The following is a 16,854-nucleotide window of genomic DNA, read 5'->3' as shown; positions in this document are numbered from 1 at the left end:
CGGATCTCCTTGCGCAGGGGCACGGGTGGGTACCGCGAGGTGTAGCAGATTGCCGTGTCATCTGTCACCCCGGCTCGGGCAAGGAGGGGGTCAGAATCGCCGCATGAAAGTGGTGTTCAAGCTTCTGTTCGCGTACCTGGTGGCGAGCCTGCTGTCGACCGGCCTTGCGCTGGTTCTGTTTCCGCTGCACGCGCATGTGCCCGCGGTGGTGGTGCTGCTCGCGTTTCCGCTGGTGCCGTGGACCTTGCTTGCCAACTTGGCGAGCCAGGGCTTCAGGGCCAGGGAGGTGTTGCCGCTGCTTGTCTTTGTGTTGGCGTTCGGCGGCGTGGCCTGGCTGATGTTGCGCACGTCACCGAAGGCCGCGCAGCGATAGCAACGCCGGGCTCACTTCGTCCCGATCTCGAAGACATCGCCGTTCGTCGGCGTCGCGTTCTCGTGGTAGATGTCGTAGAGGTACTGCGCGAGGTCGGCCGGCGCCACGTCCGGCGGAATCGCGAGCTGGGCGAGGCCCAGTTTTCCGTCGGCACCGACCCAGTGGCTGCGCCAGCGGGCATCGGTCATTTCGACGCGCAGGGTGCGGCCGAACACATTGAAGAGGTGGCGCATCGTCGGGGCTCCGGGCATGCACGAAAAGAGATGAGGGGACAGCCACTGTAGCGTCCTCGTCGTATGCACAATGGGCCGAGTCGCCCGTCACATCCACTCCAGAGTCCGCATGGCAGACCCCAACGTACGCAAGACCTACGAAGCGGCCGTGGCCGCGCTCGGTCCTGCTGCCGAGCGGATGCTGGCCGGCGGTGTGATTGAAGAACAGGTGGCGCGCTGGATCTTCGCGCAGCGGGACGATCTGAAGCTGCACTACCGCGCGCTGACGCCCTCGCACGAGCTGCAGGCCCTCGAAGCCAGGTCGCACAGCCGCTACGGCAACACGCTGGGCCCATCGATCGAGCAACTGCGCAGCGCGGGCAAGTCGTGGCGGGACATCATCGATTCGGCGGCGCGGCCGGGGACTCACTACCGCCAGGGCGATTGATCGTTCGTTCGCTACGTGTCGCTGAGCCAGCGGCCGGAGTTCGCGCAGACCTCGGCCGGTTCGCCGTTCACCCGGACCTGTTCTTCATCGAGCCGCGACGCGGTGAGCGGATCGACATCGAAGCCGACGCCGAGCAGCCGCGCCACCTGCGCGTCTTCGATCGACAGCTCCCAGGTCAGGAACAACTGCGTGAGGTCCTGGCTGTCCGGGAAATCGGCCGCATTGAAACCGTGGTCGCTGCCGCGCGGCACCACGGCGTGGGGCTGGCCCGTGTCGAACAGCAGGGCCGTGCCTCGCGTGAGCGCGATGCGGTGACCGGTGACGGGAAAGTGCACGTCCAGGCCCTTGTCCTCGCTGAGGAACAGGTTGCAGAAGGCCGCGCCGCCGTACTGCGCGCCGTCGTGGTGGTAGCGGGCGCCGCGGCAGGCCATCAGGGCGACGTCGCTGGCGGGCAGCAGCGACGCGGGCAGGCCCAGCGTGCCGAGCCAATCGGACATCGCCTGCACGCACTGCGCGTAGTCGGGCCAGCGCGTGCGTGCGCGGGCCAGCGGCATGGGCTCGACATCACCGGGTTCGAGCGGCACGTTCGTGGCGATCTCCCGCTGCCAGTCCGCCGCGAGGCGGGCCGGGGGCTCGGGCACGTCGAGCAGGGCCGCGTGCACGATGCCGCTCACGCTGCGGCTGCGCAGCGTGTCGCCGTGCCAGAAATAGGAGGTCAGCAGGTCGTGCATGCGAGGGCTTTCAAGGCACGGAGGGTACACGCGGCGGGGCGCCGGGCACCGGGAAGCGACGGCCGATGCGGCATACTCCCACCCCCTCCCAACTCGCCAGAATTCCGCTGAATGGACAAGGAAGTCGACCCCTCCGTGCTCGCCGCCATCGATGAGATGCGGCTCTCCGGACCGCGCCTCACGCCGGTCGAAATCGTCGCCAAGATGGGGGTGTTCGACGCACGCGACAAGCCGTTCGAGCACGCCTGGCTCGCCACCGGCGACAACGTCATCGCCACCATCTGGGGCGAGTACGTGAGCGTGGCGGCCGGTGGCCGCTGGTTCTACCTGGAATCGCTCGACGCCCAGCGCCGCCCCGGCGGCGGCGTGCGCAGCGCCCAGCAGGCGCAGCGCGCCAAGGACCGGCTGGCCCTGCTCAAGCGCACCTTCGACGCCGGCCAGGGCTTCCGCGCCGTGCTGCAGACCAACCGCGTGGCCATCGCCGAGCTCGAGAGCAACAAGAGCGCCAAGGTGTCGACCCGCGTGCGCGACGACGCCGAATGGCACGTCGCGAGCTGGGAGCCGGAGCAGCAACTCGCCGTGCTGGTGCGCGGCGCGCGCGGCTGGGCGCCGACCGAGGCCGACATCACGGCCGCCAAGGCCCGCGGCGGTGTGCCGGCGGCCGACGACGCCGACGCGGCCCCGGCCGGCCCGACCACGACGGACGCCGTGCAGGCCGCCGCCATGGCCTACGTCATGGGCCATTTCAAGGGCTACGGCTACAACGCGGAAGACGTGACCAGCAAGGCGCTGGGCTACGACATCGAGGTGTCGAATGCCAAGGGCGCGATGCTGCTCAAGGTGGTCGTGAAGGGCACCGCCCCGGCGCTGCCCACCTTCGCGCTCACGCCCGACGAAAGCCTGTGCGCCGTGCGCGAGCCGCTGTGGCGCCTGCTGGTGGTGGCCGACGCGGGCAGCGCGACGGCGGCGCACAAGATCTACAAGCCGACCGAAGTGGACCAGGCGCCGGGCTTCCAGCGCAAGGCCTGACCGGCCTCCCGGGGCCTCCCAGGCCACGCCGCGGCTGCACCAGTGCGCCGCGGGCGTTTCCAAATTCTTACAACTGAGCCCCCGGAAACCCGTCGTTTCCAACGGTAAAGTTCCGCCGTCCGGCGCGAACAGTTCGTGCCTTCGCCCCTCTGTTCGCCCCCTTTCATGTCCAACCTCATCGTGCACGGCGGTACGCCCCTTCGCGGCCGCATCATTCCCTCCGCCAACAAGAACGCGGTGCTGCCGGTGCTGTGCGCCACCTTGCTCACCGGCGAGCCGCTGCGGTTGCACGGGGTGCCCGACATCACCGACGTGCGCAAGATCCTCGACATCTTCCGCACGCTGGGCAGCGAGGTCCGCATGGACCACGAGAGCGGCACGCTCGAGCTGCACCACCGCGCCACCACCTTCGATGCGGCGCTCCACCGCCTGCCCGAGGAAATGCGCTCGTCGATCATGCTGGTGCCGCCGCTTCTGGCGCGCTTCGGCGTCGCGCGGCTGGAAGACAACGTCAAGGGCTGCACGCTGGGCGTGCGCGAGATCGATCCGCACGTCGAGGTGTTCCAGCGCTTCGGCGGCCAGGTGGAGCGCACCGAGGGCTCGCTGCTGGTGTACGCGCCCGGCCGGCTCACGCCCACCGACCACTGGCTCGACTACGCCTCGGTGACGACCACCGAGAACTTCGTGCTGTGCGCGGCCGCCGCGGGCGGCACCTCGACGCTCACCAACGCGGCCTCGGAGCCGCACGTGCAGGAGTTCTGCCGCTTCATGGCCATGATCGGCGTGCGCATCGAGGGCATGGGCACCTCGCGGCTCACGGTGCATGGCGGCGGCGCGCTGGGCGGCGGCGACTTCCGCTTCGACGAAGACTTCCACGAGATCACCACCTTCCTGGCGCTGGGCGCGATCACGGGCGGCGACGTCGTGGTGCGCAACAGCGCGCCGGGCAACTTCCCGCTCATCGACCGCACCTTTGCCAAGTTCGGCGTGCAGATCGAGCATGCCGACGGCTGGTCGCGTGCCATCCGCAGCGGCCCGCTGAAGGTGCAGACACCGTTCACCAGCAACGTGCTCACCAAGGTGGAGGCCGCGCCGTGGCCGTACTTCCCGGTCGACCTGCTGCCGATCTTCATTGCGCTGGGCGTGCGCGCGCAGGGCAACGCGATGTTCTGGAACAAGGTGTACGACGGTGCGCTGGGCTGGACCGGCGAGCTGTCGAAGTTCGGCGCGCACGTGTTCTCGTCCGACCCGCACCGGCTCATCACCTTCGGCGGCCACGCGCTCACGCCGGCGGTGGTTGAGAGCCCCTACATCATCCGCGTGGCGATCGCGCTGTTCATGGTGGCCGCGAGCATCGAAGGCAAGTCCGAGATCCGCAACGCCACGCCGATCCGGCGCGCGCACCCGCGCTTCGTGGAGAACCTGCGCAGCCTGGGCGTGCAGGTGGAGTGGACCAGCGAGGAGTGAGCCTGCGGCAGGCTGCGCGCTGCTGCTGACCTGTCCCGCTGCCCGATGACCCCGCGGGCGCCGCGCTCAACGGCTTGGCCGGACAATGCCGTGCATTTGACACACGGACACAGGAGCGCACCCCGAATGACGACGTTGCAACAGATCCTCGGCACCGAACTTCCATTGATCCAGGCGCCGATGGCCGGCGCGCAGGCCAGCGCGATGGCGATCGCGGTGTGCAACGAAGGCGCGCTGGGGTCGCTGCCGTGCGCGATGCTCGGCCCCGACGCGATGCGCAGCGAACTCGCGGCGATCCGCGCGGGCACCGACAAGCCCTACAACGTCAATTTCTTCGCCCACACCCCGCCCACGCCGGACGAGGCACGCGAGGCCGCCTGGCGCGCCGCGCTCGCGCCGTACTACGCCGAGTTCGGCATCGACCCCGCGGGCATCCCGACCGGCCCCGGGCGCAACCCCTTCAGCGCCGAGGTGGCCGACCTGCTGGCCGAGTTCAAGCCGCCGGTTGTGAGCTTCCATTTCGGGCTGCCGCCCGAGCCGCTGCTGGCCAAGGTGCGTGGCTGGGGCGCGAAGGTGCTGGTTTCGGCCACCACCGTCGACGAGGCGCTGTGGCTCGAGGCGAAGGGTGTCGACGCGGTCATCGCGCAGGGGCTGGAGGCCGGCGGGCACCGCGGCCACTTCCTGTCGCACGACCTGACGAAGCAGCTGGGCACCTTCGCGTTGTTGCCGCAATTGGTGCGCGCATTGAAGGTGCCGGTGATCGCGGCCGGCGGCATCGCGGATGCCGACGGCGTGGCCGCGGCCATGGCGCTGGGCGCGGCCGGCGTGCAGGTCGGCACGGCCTACCTGCTGACGCCCGAGGCCATGACCAGCGCGCTGCACCGCGCGGCGCGCTGAAGAGCGAGGCCGCGCGCCACACGGCGCTCACCAACCTGTTCACCGGCCGGCCGGCGCGCGGCATCGTCAACCGCGTGATGCGCGAGCTGGGGCCCATCGGCCCGGCGCCGGAATTTCCGCTCGCCACCTCGGGCATCGCGCCGCTGCGCGCGAAGGCCGAGGCGCAGGGCAGCGGCGATTTTTTTCTCCGCTGTGGTCGGGGCAGAACGCCACCGGCTGCCGCGAGGTGTCCTCGGCCGAGGTCACGCGGGCGCTGGCCAAGGGCTTTCGCTGAGCCGCGCCGTCCGTCATTTTTTTCGAGCCCTTCCGACCCATGACATCGCTCCATCTGCCCCTGCAGTTCCTGCATCACCCCGCACCCTCGGGCGGCCCTGAACCCTGGCTGCTCGTGCTCATGCACGGCGTGGGCAGCAACGAGCAGGACCTGTTCGGCCTGGCGCGCATGATGCCGCCGCAGTTCCACGTGCTGAGCCTGCGCGCGCCGTATGTGCTGTCGCCCGGTTCCTACGCGTGGTTCGAGTTCCAGGTGCTGGCCGACGGCGGGCGCCGCATCGACGAAGAACAGGAGCGCGAAAGCCGCTTCCTCATCGGCGAGATGGTCACGTCGGCGTCGCAGCAGCTGGGCATTCCGCCCGAGCGCGTGGTGGTCGGCGGCTTCAGCCAGGGCGGGATCATGTCGCTGTCGCTGCTGCTCACGCAGCCCGAGGCGCTGCGCGCCGCGCTGGTGTGGCACAGCCGGCTGCTGCCCGAGGTGGTACCGCACATCGCGCCGCCCGAGGCCTTCGCGGGCAAGGCGCTGTGGGTGAGCCACGGCAGCGCCGACAACGTGATTCCGCCGAGCGCCGCGCAGGCCACGCGCGAGTTGGCGCGCGGGCTGCCGCTGGCACTGTCGGGCTCGGACTTCCCGGGCGCGCACGAGATCCGCCCGGCCGAGCTGCAGGGCACGCTGGCGTGGCTGCAGGCGCTCAGCGCGCCAACAGCCGCGCCCTGACCATCTTCCATCTCGGCGACCCACGCGTCGTCGATGGTGTCGGGCTGCACCAGCAGCCGGTAGCGGCGCCCGCCCCAGGCCGCCGTCAGCAGCGCCTGCACGGTGGCGGGCGAGGGCGGCGGCTGCAGGTCGCGGCAGGCGGCGAAGGCCTGCGTCCAGCGCGCGAGCAGTTCGTCGTACACGCGCCGGTGGTGCTTGGGCTCGGCCACGCGGTGTTCGAGCATCAGCATCTCGTGGTCGAAGGCGGGCAAGCCGTCGGTGCGCGTGTCGCAGGTGAGGCGCACGAGGCGCTGCGTGCGTTCGCGCCAGTCGATGTCCGGTGGCGCAATCACCTCTTCGTCGAGCCGCGCGAGCAGCGCCTCGACGCAGTGGCGCACATAGCCCGAGAGCAGGGCTTCCTTGTCGGGAAAGTAGTCGTAGAAGGTGCCGACGGCGATGCCGGTTTCGAGCGCCACGGCGCGCGTGGTCACGCCCTCCCAGCCCTGCGCGCGCCAAATCCGAACAAAGGCGTCGTAGATGGCCTGCACGGTGAACTTGCTGCGCGCCTGCGTGGGGCGTTTCAGGGGCTTGGAGCGGGGTGCGGCGGGCATGGACCGGGTTTCCGAACCCGCAGCGAAGCGGGCCGTCCTACAGTTTGCGAATGAACAACGCATTCACTTTAACCCGCCTCGAAACGCGCAAGAACGCACTCGGAACCACCCGCATCGTCACCTCGGAAGACGCCGGCAGTTTGCAGCCGGGCGAGGTGCTGATGCAGATCGAGCGCTTCTCGCTCACCACCAACAACATCACCTACGCGGCCTTCGGCGATGCGGTGATGAAGTACTGGCAGTTCTTTCCCACCGGCGACGCCGACTGGGGCCACATGCCGGCCTGGGGCTTTGCCGACGTGGTGGCGTCGAACGTGGAAGGCGTGGCGGTGGGCGAGCGCTTCTACGGCTACTTTCCCATTGCGAGCCACCTGCGCATGCAGCCGGTGCGCGTGACGCCGCGCGGCTTCTACGACGGCGCGGCGCACCGCAGCGAGCTGGTGTCGGCCTACAACCAGTACATGCGCTGCAGCCACGACGCCGGCTACGTCGCCGCGCTGGAGGACTACCAGATGCTGGTGCGCCCGCTGTTCATCACCTCGTTCATGCTGGCCGACTTCCTCGAAGACAACGGCTTCTTCGGCGCGACGCAGGTGGTGGTGTCGAGCGCATCGAGCAAGACCGCGTTCGGCACGGCCTTCTGCCTCGGCCGCCGCGAGGGCCTGCAGCTGATCGCCGCCACGTCGGAAGGCAACCGCGCCTTCGTCGAGGCGCTGGGCTGCTACGACCGCACGGTGGCCTACGGCGAGATCGCCACGCTCGCGGCCGACGTGCCCACGCTGTACGTCGACTTCGCGGGCCACGACGACCTGCGCGCCACCGTGCACCACCACTTCGGCGAATCGCTGGTGTACGACTGCTATGCGGGCTCGGCGCAGAAGACCGAATTCCTGGGCGACGCCAGCGCGCTGCCCGGCCCCACGCCGAAGCTCTACTTCGCGCCCGTGCAGATCCGCAAGCGCAATGCCGACTGGGGCCCGCGGGAGGTCAACCGCCGCTTCAACGATGCGCAGGGCCGCTTCATCGCCGAGCTGAGCCGCCCGGGCAACCGCTGGATGACGCTGGCGCAGGGGCGCGGCTTCGCGCATGCGCAGGCCGTGATCGCCGACCTGCACGCGGGTCGCGTCGACCCGCGCGAGGCGCACGTGGTGCGCATCGGCGGCGCGTGACGGGCTGAGCGACTGAACTTCGGCGCGGGTGGGGCGTCACAGGGGGTTACGAGAACGTGGCGATCGTGCGGGCCGTGCAGGCCATCCTGGTGCACCATTGCCTTTCGTCTCCCCACTGCCATCCCGCAAAAGGAAACCGCCCATGTCCGACGCCGACTCCCCCCGCGACACCCCCGAATTCCGACCCCGCAAGGAAGCGCCGATGGGCACCATCGTCGGCCTGGCGCTGGTCGTGTTGGTGGCGGCGTATTTCGGCTGGCGCTGGTACCAGCAGCAGCAACTGGCGCCGCTGCCGACCGCGCCGGTGGCCGTCGCCCCGACCGACGCGCCCCCCGAGCCGCCCAAGGTTGAAGAGCCGAAGGGCCCGCAGAACCCGGTCGAGGCGCTGGCCCCGCCCGATGCCGCGCTGCCCGCGCTGGCCAGTTCCGATGCGCGTGTGATGAAGGCGCTCACCGAGCTGCTGGGCGGCAAGGCCGTGGCGGCCTACCTGCAGTCCGACGGCGTCGTGCGGCGCTTCGTGGCCACCGTCGACAACCTGCCGCGCGAGCAGGCACCCGCCAGCAAGTGGCCCGTACAGCCCGCGCCGCAGCGCTTCATCACCGAGGGGCCGCAGCAGGGCGGCGTGCAGACCATCGCGGCGAACAACGCCGCGCGCTACAACGGCATCGTGATGCTGGCCGGGGCTGTCGATCCGGCCAAGGCGGCGGCGGTGTATGCGCGGCTGTACCCGCTGTTCCAGCAGGCGTACGAAGAGCTGGGCTATCCGGGGCGCTACTTCAACGACCGCTTCATTGCCGTGATCGACCACCTGCTGCAGGCGCCCGAGCCCACGGGGCCGGTGCAGGTGAAGCTGGTCGAGGTGAAGGGCGACATCCCCTCGCAGCGGCCCTGGGTGCGCTACGAATACGCCGACCCGAAGCTCGAATCGCTCTCGGCCGGCCAGAAGATCCTGGTGCGCATGGGGCCCGAGAACGAGCGCAAGATGAAGGCCAGCCTGCGCGGGCTGCGCGCGCAGATCGCCACCGGCGAGATCGCGAAGAAGAAGCAGCCCTGAGGCGCGATGCACTGACAGCGCCCCGCCTGCACGCCCTGTAGGCGCGGGCCGATTGCATGCGGCGCGAAGGGTCGAGATGATTTGCGCCTACGACTTCGAGGGCAAGCCATGAACCTGATGAGCGTCGATCTTTACCAGAGCACCACCGACCCCGGGAAATTCCTGGCGCTTCCCGCCGGCACCGACCCGACCGAACTCATGGGCCCGATGACCTTCGACCGGGACTACGCGCACATCAAGCGCTACCAGGCGGCCTTCGCGTTCGATCCGTCCGAAACCTACGCGGGCGTGAACGCCGCGAAGATCGCCGCGGACCTGCTCACCGTGAAGTGGGCCATGTACCGGCGCGAAGGCTGAACGGCGGGCGGCCTGCGCCGCCGCGCCTTCGTCAGGCCTCTTCGGTTTCCTGGTACTCGCCCACCGGCACGCAACTGCAGAACAGGTTGCGGTCGCCGTAGACGTTGTCGACGCGCCCGATCGGCGGCCAGTACTTGGCCTGCTTGAGTTCGGCCAGCGGGAACGCGCCGAGTTCGCGCGAGTACGGGTGGCTCCACTCCGTGCCCAGCAGGCTGGCGGCGGTGTGCGGCGCGTGCTTGAGCGGGTTGTCGTCCTTCGACCAGACGCCTTCTTCGACGCGGCGGATCTCGCCGCGGATGGCGATCATCGCGTCGACGAAGCGGTCGAGCTCGGCCAGCGGTTCGCTTTCGGTGGGCTCCACCATCAGCGTGCCGGGCACGGGGAAGCTCAGCGTGGGCGCATGGAAACCGTAGTCGATGAGGCGCTTGGCCACGTCTTCGGCGGTGACGCCGCTGGTGTCCTTGAGCGGACGCAGGTCGAGGATGCACTCGTGCGCGACGTGGCCGTTGGGGCTCGCGTACAGCGTGGGGTAGTGGTCCTTCAGGCGGGCGCTGATGTAGTTGGCGCTGAGGATGGCCGTTTCGGTGGCGGCCTGCAGGCCCTTGGCGCCCATCATGCGGCAGTACATCCAGCTGATCGGCAGCACGGCCGCATTGCCCAGCGGCGCGGCCGACACGGCGCCCACGCCATTCGAGGGCACGCCGGCCGTGGCGTGGCCCGGCAGGTAGGGCACGAGGTCTTCGACCACGCAGACCGGGCCGACGCCCGGGCCGCCGCCGCCGTGCGGAATGCAGAAGGTCTTGTGCAGGTTCAGGTGGCTCACGTCGCCGCCGAACTCGCCCGGTGCGGCCACGCCGACCAGCGCGTTCATGTTGGCGCCGTCGACGTACACGCGGCCGCCGTGCTCATGCACGAGCTCGCACAGCTCCTTCACGCGGGTTTCGAACACGCCGTGCGTGCTGGGGTAGGTGATCATCACGGCGGCCAGGTGGGCGCTGTGCTTCTCGCAGGCGCGCTTGAGGTCGTCCATGTCGACGTTGCCTTGCGCGTCGCAGGCCGTCACCACCACCTGCAGGCCCACCATCTGGGCGCTGGCCGGGTTGGTGCCGTGCGCCGACGAGGGAATCAGGCAGATGTTGCGGTGGCCCTGGCCCTTGGCTTCATGGAAGGACTTGATGGCCAGCAGGCCCGCGTACTCGCCCTGCGAGCCCGCGTTGGGCTGCAGGCTGATGCCCGCGTAGCCGGTGGCCTCGCACAGCCAAGCGCGCAGCTGCGCGTCGAGCTGGGCGTAGCCCTGCAGCTGGTCGGCGGGCGCGAAGGGGTGGATGTTGGCGAACTCGGGCCAGGTGATGGGGATCATCTCGCTGGTTGCGTTGAGCTTCATGGTGCAGCTGCCCAGCGGGATCATGCTGCGGTCGAGCGCGAGGTCCTTGTCCGACAGGCTGCGGATGTAGCGCAGCATCGCCGTTTCGCTCTTGTGGGTGTTGAACACCGGGTGCGTGAGGAAGGCGCTGGTGCGGCGCAGGTCCTCTGGAATCAGCGGCGTGGTGTTGGCGGCCAGCTCGTCGAAGCGCGGCATCGCGGTGCCGGCCGGCACGAACAGGGCCCACAGGGTTTCGATGTCGGCGCGCGTCGTGGTTTCGTCCAGCGAGATGCCCAGGTGCTGCTGCAGGCGCTGGCGCAGGTTGACGCCGCCGGCCTGCGCGCGTTCGATGATCGCGGCCGTGTCGTCGCCGGTGCGGATCGTCAGCGAGTCGAAGGCGGTTGTGTTCACCGGCTCGCGGCCCATCTGCGACAGGCCCTTGGCGAGGATGGCGGTGAGCACGGCCACGCGCTGTGCGATGCGCGTGAGGCCGTCGGGGCCGTGGTACACGGCGTACATGCTGGCGACCACGGCCGGCAGCACCTGCGCGGTGCAGATGTTCGAGGTGGCCTTCTCGCGGCGGATGTGCTGCTCGCGCGTCTGCAGCGCGAGGCGGTAGGCGGGCTGGCCGTGCGTGTCGACGCTCACGCCGACAAGGCGGCCGGGCAGCGAGCGCTTGAACGAATCGCGGCAGGCCAGGTAGGCGGCGTGCGGGCCGCCGTTGCACAGCGGCATGCCGAAGCGCTGCGTGGTGCCGCAGACGATGTCGGCATCGAACTCGCCGGGAGCGACCAGCAGCGTCAGCGCCAGCAGGTCGGCCGCGACGATGAAGGCGGCGTCGCACTGGTGCGCGTGGCCCGCGAGCGGGCGCAGGTCGTGCACGTGGCCGGTGGTGGCCGGGTACTGCGCGAGCACGCCGAAGAATTCGCCGCTCACCATCAGGTGCGGCAGCGTTTCCGACACGGTGCTCACCTTGACCTCGATGCCCAGCGGCGCGGCGCGGGTCTTGATGACCTCGATGGTCTGCGGGTGGCAGTCGCCAGAGACCAGGAACACGTTGCTCTTGCTCTTCACGCTGCGCTTGGCGAGCGTCATCGCCTCGGCGGCGGCCGTGGCCTCGTCGAGCATCGAGGCGTTGGCGATGGCCATGCCCGTGAGGTCGCACACCATCGTCTGGAAGTTGAGCAGGGCTTCCATGCGGCCCTGCGAAATCTCGGCCTGGTAGGGCGTGTAGGCGGTGTACCAGGCGGGGTTCTCCAGGATGTTGCGCAGGATCACGCCCGGCGTGTGCGTGCCGTAGTAGCCCTGGCCGATGAAGCTCTTGAACACCTTGTTCTTCGACGCCAGCGCCTTCAGCTCGGCCAGCGCGTCGGCCTCCGTGACCGGCGCGGGCAGGCGCATCGGCCGGGCACGGCGGATGGCCGCCGGCACGATGCCGTCGATGAGCTCCGCGCGCGTTTCCGAGCCGATCACCGGCAGCATGCGCGCCTCGTCCGCCGCATCGATGCCGATGTGGCGGGCGAGGAATTCTTCGGCGTTCTCTAGTTCTTGCAAAGAGGGAAGGGCGGGAATCGGCATGGCGGTGAAGGCTCGGGGGAGAAGGAACGAAGGTGCGAGGAAGCTGCTGTTCAGCGGATCAGGATTCGGCGGCGAACTTGTCGTAGCTGGCGGCGTCGAGCAGGGCGTCGAGCTGCGCGGGTTCGCTCAGCTTGACCTTGAAGAACCAGCCGGCGGCCAGCGGGTCGCTGTTGGCCAGCGACGGGTCGGCGCGCAGCGCTTCGTTGACTTCGGTGATCTCGCCCGACACGGGCATGAACACATCGGCGGCGGCCTTCACCGACTCGACCACACCGGCGACCTCGCCCTGCGCGAAGGTCTTGCCCACTTCAGGCAGGTCGACGAACACCACGTCGCCCAGCGCGTCCTGCGCATGCACGGTGATGCCAACGGTGGCGGCGCCGCCTTCGGCCGCCACCCATTCGTGGTCCTTGGTGTATTTGATGCTCATGAAAAAACTCCTCGTGGAAAAAATGGAATCGGGGTGCAGAGCCTAGCCGGGTCTGCGGGGTTCAGTGTCGGTCAGCCGCGGTAGTAGCGCGTCGGCACGAAAGGCAGGGTCGAGACCTCCATCGGCACCGGCTTGCCGCGCACGATGGCCTGCACGCGCGTGCCGGGCTCGGCGAAGGCGGCGGCCACGTAGCCCATGGCCACGCAGCGGTCGGCCGTGGGGCCGAGCAGGCCGCTGGTGACGGTGCCGATGTCGTGGCCTTCGAGCGACTGCAGCAGCGTGCCGTCGCGCACCGGAATGCGTTCGAGTGCCACGAGGCCGACGCGCTTGCGCGTGAGTGTCTTGTGGTCGGTGTGGCCGGCCGCGCCCGAGGCGACGGCAGCCAATTGGGCCAGCACCTTGGCCGCGCCCGGGAAACCGCCTTCGCGCGCACCGCCGGCGCGGCGCACCTTCTGGATCGCCCAGTTGAGCGAGGCTTCGACCGGGGTGGTGGTGGTGTCGATGTCGTTGCCGTACAGGCACAGGCCGGCTTCGAGCCGCAGCGAGTTGCGCGCGCCCAGGCCGACGGGCTTCACCTCGGGCTGTGCGAGCAGCAGGCGGGCGAGGGCGTCGGCGTCTTTTGCGGCCACCGAGATCTCGAAGCCGTCTTCGCCGGTGTAGCCGCTGCGGGTGACGAAGGCGGCGATGCCGCCGATCTGCACCGCGCCGCCGGTCATGAACACGAAGCGCTCGATACCGGGCGACAGGCGCGCCAGCGTGGCCGCGGCCTGCGGGCCTTGCAGTGCCAGCAGCGCGTGGTCGGGCAGGGGCTGCACCTGGCAGCGCGCGCCGATCTTGTCCTGGATGTGGGCGATGTCGGCCACCTTGCAGGCGCCATTCACGATCACGAAGATCGAACCGTGGCCTTCGTTGAAGAACATCAGGTCGTCGAGGATGCCGCCCTCGTCGTTCAGCAGCAGGCCGTAGCGCTGCTTGCCGGCGGGCAGGTCGATCACGTCGACGGGCATCAGGGTTTCGAACGCGGCGGCGGCGTCGGGGCCGACCAGGCGCAACTGGCCCATGTGCGAGATGTCGAACAGGCCGGCCGCGTCGCGCGTGTGCTTGTGCTCGGCCATGAGGCCGGCGGGGTACTGGACCGGCATCGAATAGCCCGCAAAGGGCACCATGCGGGCGCCCAACTCGACGTGGAGGTCGTACAGCGGGGTCTTGAGAAGTTGGGCGTCAGAAGCGGTAGAAGCGGCCACGGGGCACTCCAAAGGGGCAGTCGAAATCCATGGCTGCAACGCCACGGGCCACCCCTGCTGTCCGCTTTACCTGAGAGATTCGCCCCACGATCGGGGTTTGCTCCTTCGGTGGGCCGCATGCAATGCCACGGCCTCTCTCCAGCAAGGAAACGCCGGTGGTTGCCGGCGTCTTGTCAGTCCTTTTGCCTGAGCGTTCGGGGAACCCCTGCGCCTTCGGCGGCCCCGTCGCGCGGGGCTCTCTCCTGACCCGGCGAGTGTAGTGGATCGCGGGGCCGGGGCTGGCGGCTCAGTGCACGGTTTCGGCCGGCGGCAGCAGCTTGTCGATGCGCTCGCGCAGCGAGTCGGCGCGCTCGGGGCCGGCGGCCTTCTCGATCTCTGAGAGCATCAGCGCGGCGATGGTCAGCATGGCTTCGCGGTCGCGGGCCTCGCGCAGGGCGTCGCGCATCTGGTTGGCGAAGCGCGGGTCGCGGCGCACGAACATGCGCTCGCAGATGTCGAACAGGAACATGCGCGTGGTGGCCAGCGAGCGCTTGCCGTCGAAGCTGTCGGCCGAGGTGGCGACCTGGATCGGCTCGGCGGCGGGGACGGGCGTGGGGGCCGGTGCAGGAGGCGGCGCGACCGGGCGCGCGACCTGCAGGTAGCCGCGCTGCATCAGCCCCTGGATCGCCTGCTCGGCCTCGACGCGGCTGGGGAACAGCGGGCTGAAGTCGGTCAGAGAGCGCCGGCCGTCGGCCATGAGCAGCAGGGCGCGCTCACGCTGGCTGAGCGTGCGCTGCCCGGCCTGGAGTTCGTCGCGTGCCTTCTCGGTCTTGGTGGGGAACATGGCGGCCACAGCTTTCGGAGGTCGAAGGCTGCAGCATCGTTGCAAGTGGTGACATCTTCGTGAACCATTTGCCTTACAGGGAAAAGGCGGTGCGCGTCAGTTGCCCGCGCTCTCCTTGCGGATCAGCCAGCGCGGGCCCACGCGCTGCAGCTCGAGCGTCTTGCGGTCGGTCTCGGTGAGCGCGTCGGCGCTGTAGACCTGCCGGAACTGCGCGCTGGCCGACGTGCCCTGGACGCTGATCACCAGCCCCTCGATGCCCACGCTGATGCGCGACTTGCCCGTGATGCGGGCGCGCCGGTCGGCCTCCCAGCGCTCGCGGGTCTGGCCGCGCGCGGGGGTGAAGTCGCTCGCGTAGGCTGCGAGGTAGCGCTCGACGTCGCGCGCGGACCAGGCGGCGGCCCAGGCGCGCACGGCGGTTTCCACTTCGGCGAGGTGGGTGACGGGATTGGCGGGGGCGGCTGCTGGCGCAACGGCTGCAACGGGCGCGGCGGCCGGCGTGGCCGCGATACCGGCGGTGGCCAGCAAGCCGGCAGCGACAAGGCTGCTGCCCTGGGCGACGATTCGGTGCATGGCGTCCTTCTCTTTCCTTCTTCTTGTCTGTCAGGCTCGACGTCGAAGCTTGCGTCGATTCTGGCAGTGAAAGAGCAGGCGTGCGGCGTGGAATCGCCCACGGATTTCGGTGGTTCGTGGTTCAGGGCGCGTGCACAGGACACCGGGTGCTTCCCTCCGCGAATGTCCCCCGCCTTCGGCTCCTCCTTGATTTCGCTGCGGGAAGCACCCAGTGCCCTGTGCACGGTGGGCGCTGCCGTTGCGCGGGAACGGAACTCAACTCAGGCCGCCGCAGCCTCGCCCGCCATCACCTGCACCGTGCGGTTGCGCAGCCGCAAGGCCAGCACGGTCGCGACGCACAGCACGCACAACACCACCGTGAGCGTCACGCCGAGCCCGCGTGCATCCGACAGCAGGCCGAACAGCGGCGACACCAGCCCGCCGACCGAGAGCGCGAGACCGAGCGTGATGCCGCTGGCGGTGGCCGGGTTGCGCGGCAGGTAGTCCTGCGCGAGCGTCACCTGCGCAGCGAAGGGCAGGAACATGCTCATGCCGAGCAGCGCGGTGCAGGCCAGCGCCGCGCCGGGCGTGGAGGCGAGCACGAGGCCCGCCATGGCCGGCAGCGCGAGCAGGTAGCCGCAGCGGATCGTGCCCATGCGCCCGGTACGGTCGCCGAGCCAGCCGCCGGCCAGCGTGCCCACGGCCCCCGCGGCGGTGAAGGCGGTGAGCGCCGCGGCGCCTTGGAAGGTGGTGCCGTGCAGGTCGCGCGTGATGCGCAGCGAGAGCATCGACAGCACCGTGACGTAGGGGATCGACCAGCCCACGATGGTCGCCACCAGCAGGCTGAAGGCGCGCCAGTCGTTGTGCGGCTTCAGCACCTGGGCGCGGGCCTGCGCGGCGCGCGCCGCCGTGGCCGCATGGTGGGCCGCCGCGCTGCGCCGCGCGTTCGCCGCGACCCACACCACGCCCATCGCCAGCGCGGGAATGCCCAGCAGATAGCTGCGCGACAGGCTGCCGCCGCCGACCACCGTGGCCGCCAGCACGGGCGCGAACGAGGCGCCGATGGTGCCGCCCACCGAGAACACGCTCATCGCCTTCTGCGAGGCGCCGCCGCCGCGCGCGCGGCCACGGTGGCGGGCGGGTGGTAGGCCGCGATGCCCAGCCCGCACAGCGCGACCGCGATCCAGGTCAGCAGGTAGCTCTGGCTCAGGCCCGCCAGCACCACGCCCAGCGCCGCCACCAGGAAGCCCACGGGCACCAGCCAGGCGCGCGGGTGGCGGTCGGCGTACAGGCCGAACAGCGGCTGCACCACGCTCGACAGCCCGGTGGCCGCCAGCATCAGGCCGCTCACGGCCGTGTAGCTGTAGCCGCGCTCCAGCACCATGAAGGGCAGCAGCGCGGGCACGAGGCCCTGGTAGAGGTCGTTGACGGCATGGGTGCCGGTGAGCAGCCCGAGTCGGCGCGTGTTCATGCGATGGCTTCTTTCCTGGATGTCCGGTTGGAGAAAAAGAGGGAGAAGAGCCATCGTAGGAAGCCATGGGAAGATGTT

The 16,854-nt window shown here is 69.8% G+C and carries 15 protein-coding genes, 3 pseudogenes and 2 riboswitches; of the genes and pseudogenes, 9 read left to right on the top strand and 9 right to left on the bottom strand.

What is annotated here, in order from left to right; all coding sequences use genetic code 11:
* The first annotated feature begins 103 nt into the window (after positions 1-103).
* The gene (locus tag FFI97_RS10550; RefSeq protein ID WP_139703891.1) at positions 104-373 is read left to right on the top strand and encodes a hypothetical protein; all 270 of its coding nucleotides are present in this window, start codon (positions 104-106) and stop codon (positions 371-373) included.
* Positions 374-384: 11 nt separating this feature from the next.
* On the opposite strand, the gene FFI97_RS10545 is transcribed toward FFI97_RS10550, so the two are convergent.
* A complete protein-coding gene (locus tag FFI97_RS10545) occupies positions 385-606 on the bottom strand; it encodes a hypothetical protein (protein ID WP_139703893.1) in 222 nt (73 codons plus the stop codon).
* 109 nt (positions 607-715) lie between these two features.
* Here FFI97_RS10545 and FFI97_RS10540 point away from each other — a divergent pair, with 109 nt between their 5' ends.
* A complete protein-coding gene (locus FFI97_RS10540; RefSeq protein WP_139703895.1) occupies positions 716-1,033 on the top strand; it encodes a hemagglutinin in 318 nt (105 codons plus the stop codon).
* 11 nt (positions 1,034-1,044) lie between these two features.
* Here the strand turns inward: FFI97_RS10540 and FFI97_RS10535 are convergent, their stop codons facing one another.
* Positions 1,045-1,764, bottom strand: coding sequence for a hypothetical protein (locus FFI97_RS10535; RefSeq protein ID WP_139703897.1), 720 nt, complete (start codon positions 1,762-1,764; stop codon positions 1,045-1,047).
* Between the two features lie 111 nt (positions 1,765-1,875).
* On the opposite strand from FFI97_RS10535, the gene FFI97_RS10530 reads away from it, so the two are divergent.
* The 4 genes and pseudogenes from FFI97_RS10530 (at position 1,876) to FFI97_RS10515 (ending at position 6,148) form a co-directional block, all read left to right on the top strand.
* Positions 1,876-2,793 (top strand): protein NO VEIN domain-containing protein, encoded by a 918-nt coding sequence (locus tag FFI97_RS10530; RefSeq protein ID WP_139703899.1) that lies wholly within the window; start codon positions 1,876-1,878, stop codon positions 2,791-2,793.
* Between the two features lie 165 nt (positions 2,794-2,958).
* Positions 2,959-4,260, top strand: a complete 1,302-nt coding sequence (locus tag FFI97_RS10525; RefSeq protein WP_139703901.1) for a UDP-N-acetylglucosamine 1-carboxyvinyltransferase — start codon at positions 2,959-2,961, stop codon at positions 4,258-4,260.
* 126 nt (positions 4,261-4,386) lie between these two features.
* A pseudogene (locus FFI97_RS10520) lies at positions 4,387-5,431 on the top strand (NAD(P)H-dependent flavin oxidoreductase).
* A 39-nt stretch (positions 5,432-5,470) separates the two neighbouring features.
* Positions 5,471-6,148 carry an alpha/beta hydrolase gene (locus FFI97_RS10515; protein WP_139703903.1) on the top strand — a complete coding sequence of 226 codons (678 nt, stop codon included), beginning with the start codon at positions 5,471-5,473 and terminating at the stop codon, positions 6,146-6,148.
* Between the two features lie 398 nt (positions 6,149-6,546).
* Here FFI97_RS10515 and FFI97_RS33930 read toward each other — a convergent pair.
* Positions 6,547-6,738, bottom strand: a pseudogene (locus tag FFI97_RS33930) (TetR/AcrR family transcriptional regulator); the annotation flags it as partial.
* A gap of 50 nt (positions 6,739-6,788) precedes the next feature.
* Here FFI97_RS33930 and FFI97_RS10505 point away from each other — a divergent pair.
* The 3 genes from FFI97_RS10505 to FFI97_RS10495 all read left to right on the top strand — a co-directional run bounded on the left by FFI97_RS10505 (position 6,789) and on the right by FFI97_RS10495 (position 9,318).
* Positions 6,789-7,907, top strand: coding sequence for a DUF2855 family protein (locus FFI97_RS10505; RefSeq protein ID WP_139703908.1), 1,119 nt, complete (start codon positions 6,789-6,791; stop codon positions 7,905-7,907).
* A 142-nt stretch (positions 7,908-8,049) separates the two neighbouring features.
* On the top strand, positions 8,050-8,961 hold the full coding sequence (locus tag FFI97_RS10500; protein ID WP_139703910.1) for a DUF3014 domain-containing protein: 912 nt from the start codon (positions 8,050-8,052) through the stop codon (positions 8,959-8,961).
* A 108-nt stretch (positions 8,962-9,069) separates the two neighbouring features.
* On the top strand, positions 9,070-9,318 hold the full coding sequence (locus FFI97_RS10495) for a hypothetical protein (RefSeq protein ID WP_062474407.1): 249 nt from the start codon (positions 9,070-9,072) through the stop codon (positions 9,316-9,318).
* A 31-nt stretch (positions 9,319-9,349) separates the two neighbouring features.
* Here FFI97_RS10495 and gcvP read toward each other — a convergent pair whose 3' ends face one another.
* From gcvP to FFI97_RS10465, 6 genes and pseudogenes are all read right to left on the bottom strand, one after another.
* The gene (gene gcvP, locus FFI97_RS10490) at positions 9,350-12,259 is read right to left on the bottom strand and encodes an aminomethyl-transferring glycine dehydrogenase (RefSeq protein ID WP_139703913.1); all 2,910 of its coding nucleotides are present in this window, start codon (positions 12,257-12,259) and stop codon (positions 9,350-9,352) included.
* A 58-nt stretch (positions 12,260-12,317) separates the two neighbouring features.
* Positions 12,318-12,689 (bottom strand): glycine cleavage system protein GcvH, encoded by a 372-nt coding sequence (gene gcvH, locus FFI97_RS10485; protein ID WP_062474411.1) that lies wholly within the window; start codon positions 12,687-12,689, stop codon positions 12,318-12,320.
* Between the two features lie 71 nt (positions 12,690-12,760).
* Entirely contained in the window at positions 12,761-13,933 is a 1,173-nt protein-coding gene (gene gcvT, locus FFI97_RS10480; RefSeq protein ID WP_139703916.1) for a glycine cleavage system aminomethyltransferase GcvT, read from the bottom strand.
* 47 nt (positions 13,934-13,980) lie between these two features.
* Positions 13,981-14,085, bottom strand: a riboswitch (glycine riboswitch).
* A gap of 16 nt (positions 14,086-14,101) precedes the next feature.
* Positions 14,102-14,188: riboswitch (glycine riboswitch) on the bottom strand.
* A 31-nt stretch (positions 14,189-14,219) separates the two neighbouring features.
* Positions 14,220-14,756, bottom strand: a complete 537-nt coding sequence (locus FFI97_RS10475) for a hypothetical protein (RefSeq protein WP_062474467.1) — start codon at positions 14,754-14,756, stop codon at positions 14,220-14,222.
* Positions 14,757-14,852: 96 nt separating this feature from the next.
* Positions 14,853-15,326: a hypothetical protein gene (locus tag FFI97_RS10470; RefSeq protein WP_139703919.1), complete on the bottom strand. Its 474-nt coding sequence runs from the start codon at positions 15,324-15,326 to the stop codon at positions 14,853-14,855.
* Positions 15,327-15,586: 260 nt separating this feature from the next.
* Positions 15,587-16,689, bottom strand: a pseudogene (locus FFI97_RS10465) (MFS transporter).
* Positions 16,690-16,854: the final 165 nt, after the last annotated feature.

The organism is Variovorax sp. KBS0712 (assembly GCF_006323185.2).
Taxonomy (GTDB): domain Bacteria; phylum Pseudomonadota; class Gammaproteobacteria; order Burkholderiales; family Burkholderiaceae_C; genus Variovorax; species Variovorax boronicumulans.
This window is presented reverse-complemented; position numbering and strand designations above follow the sequence as displayed.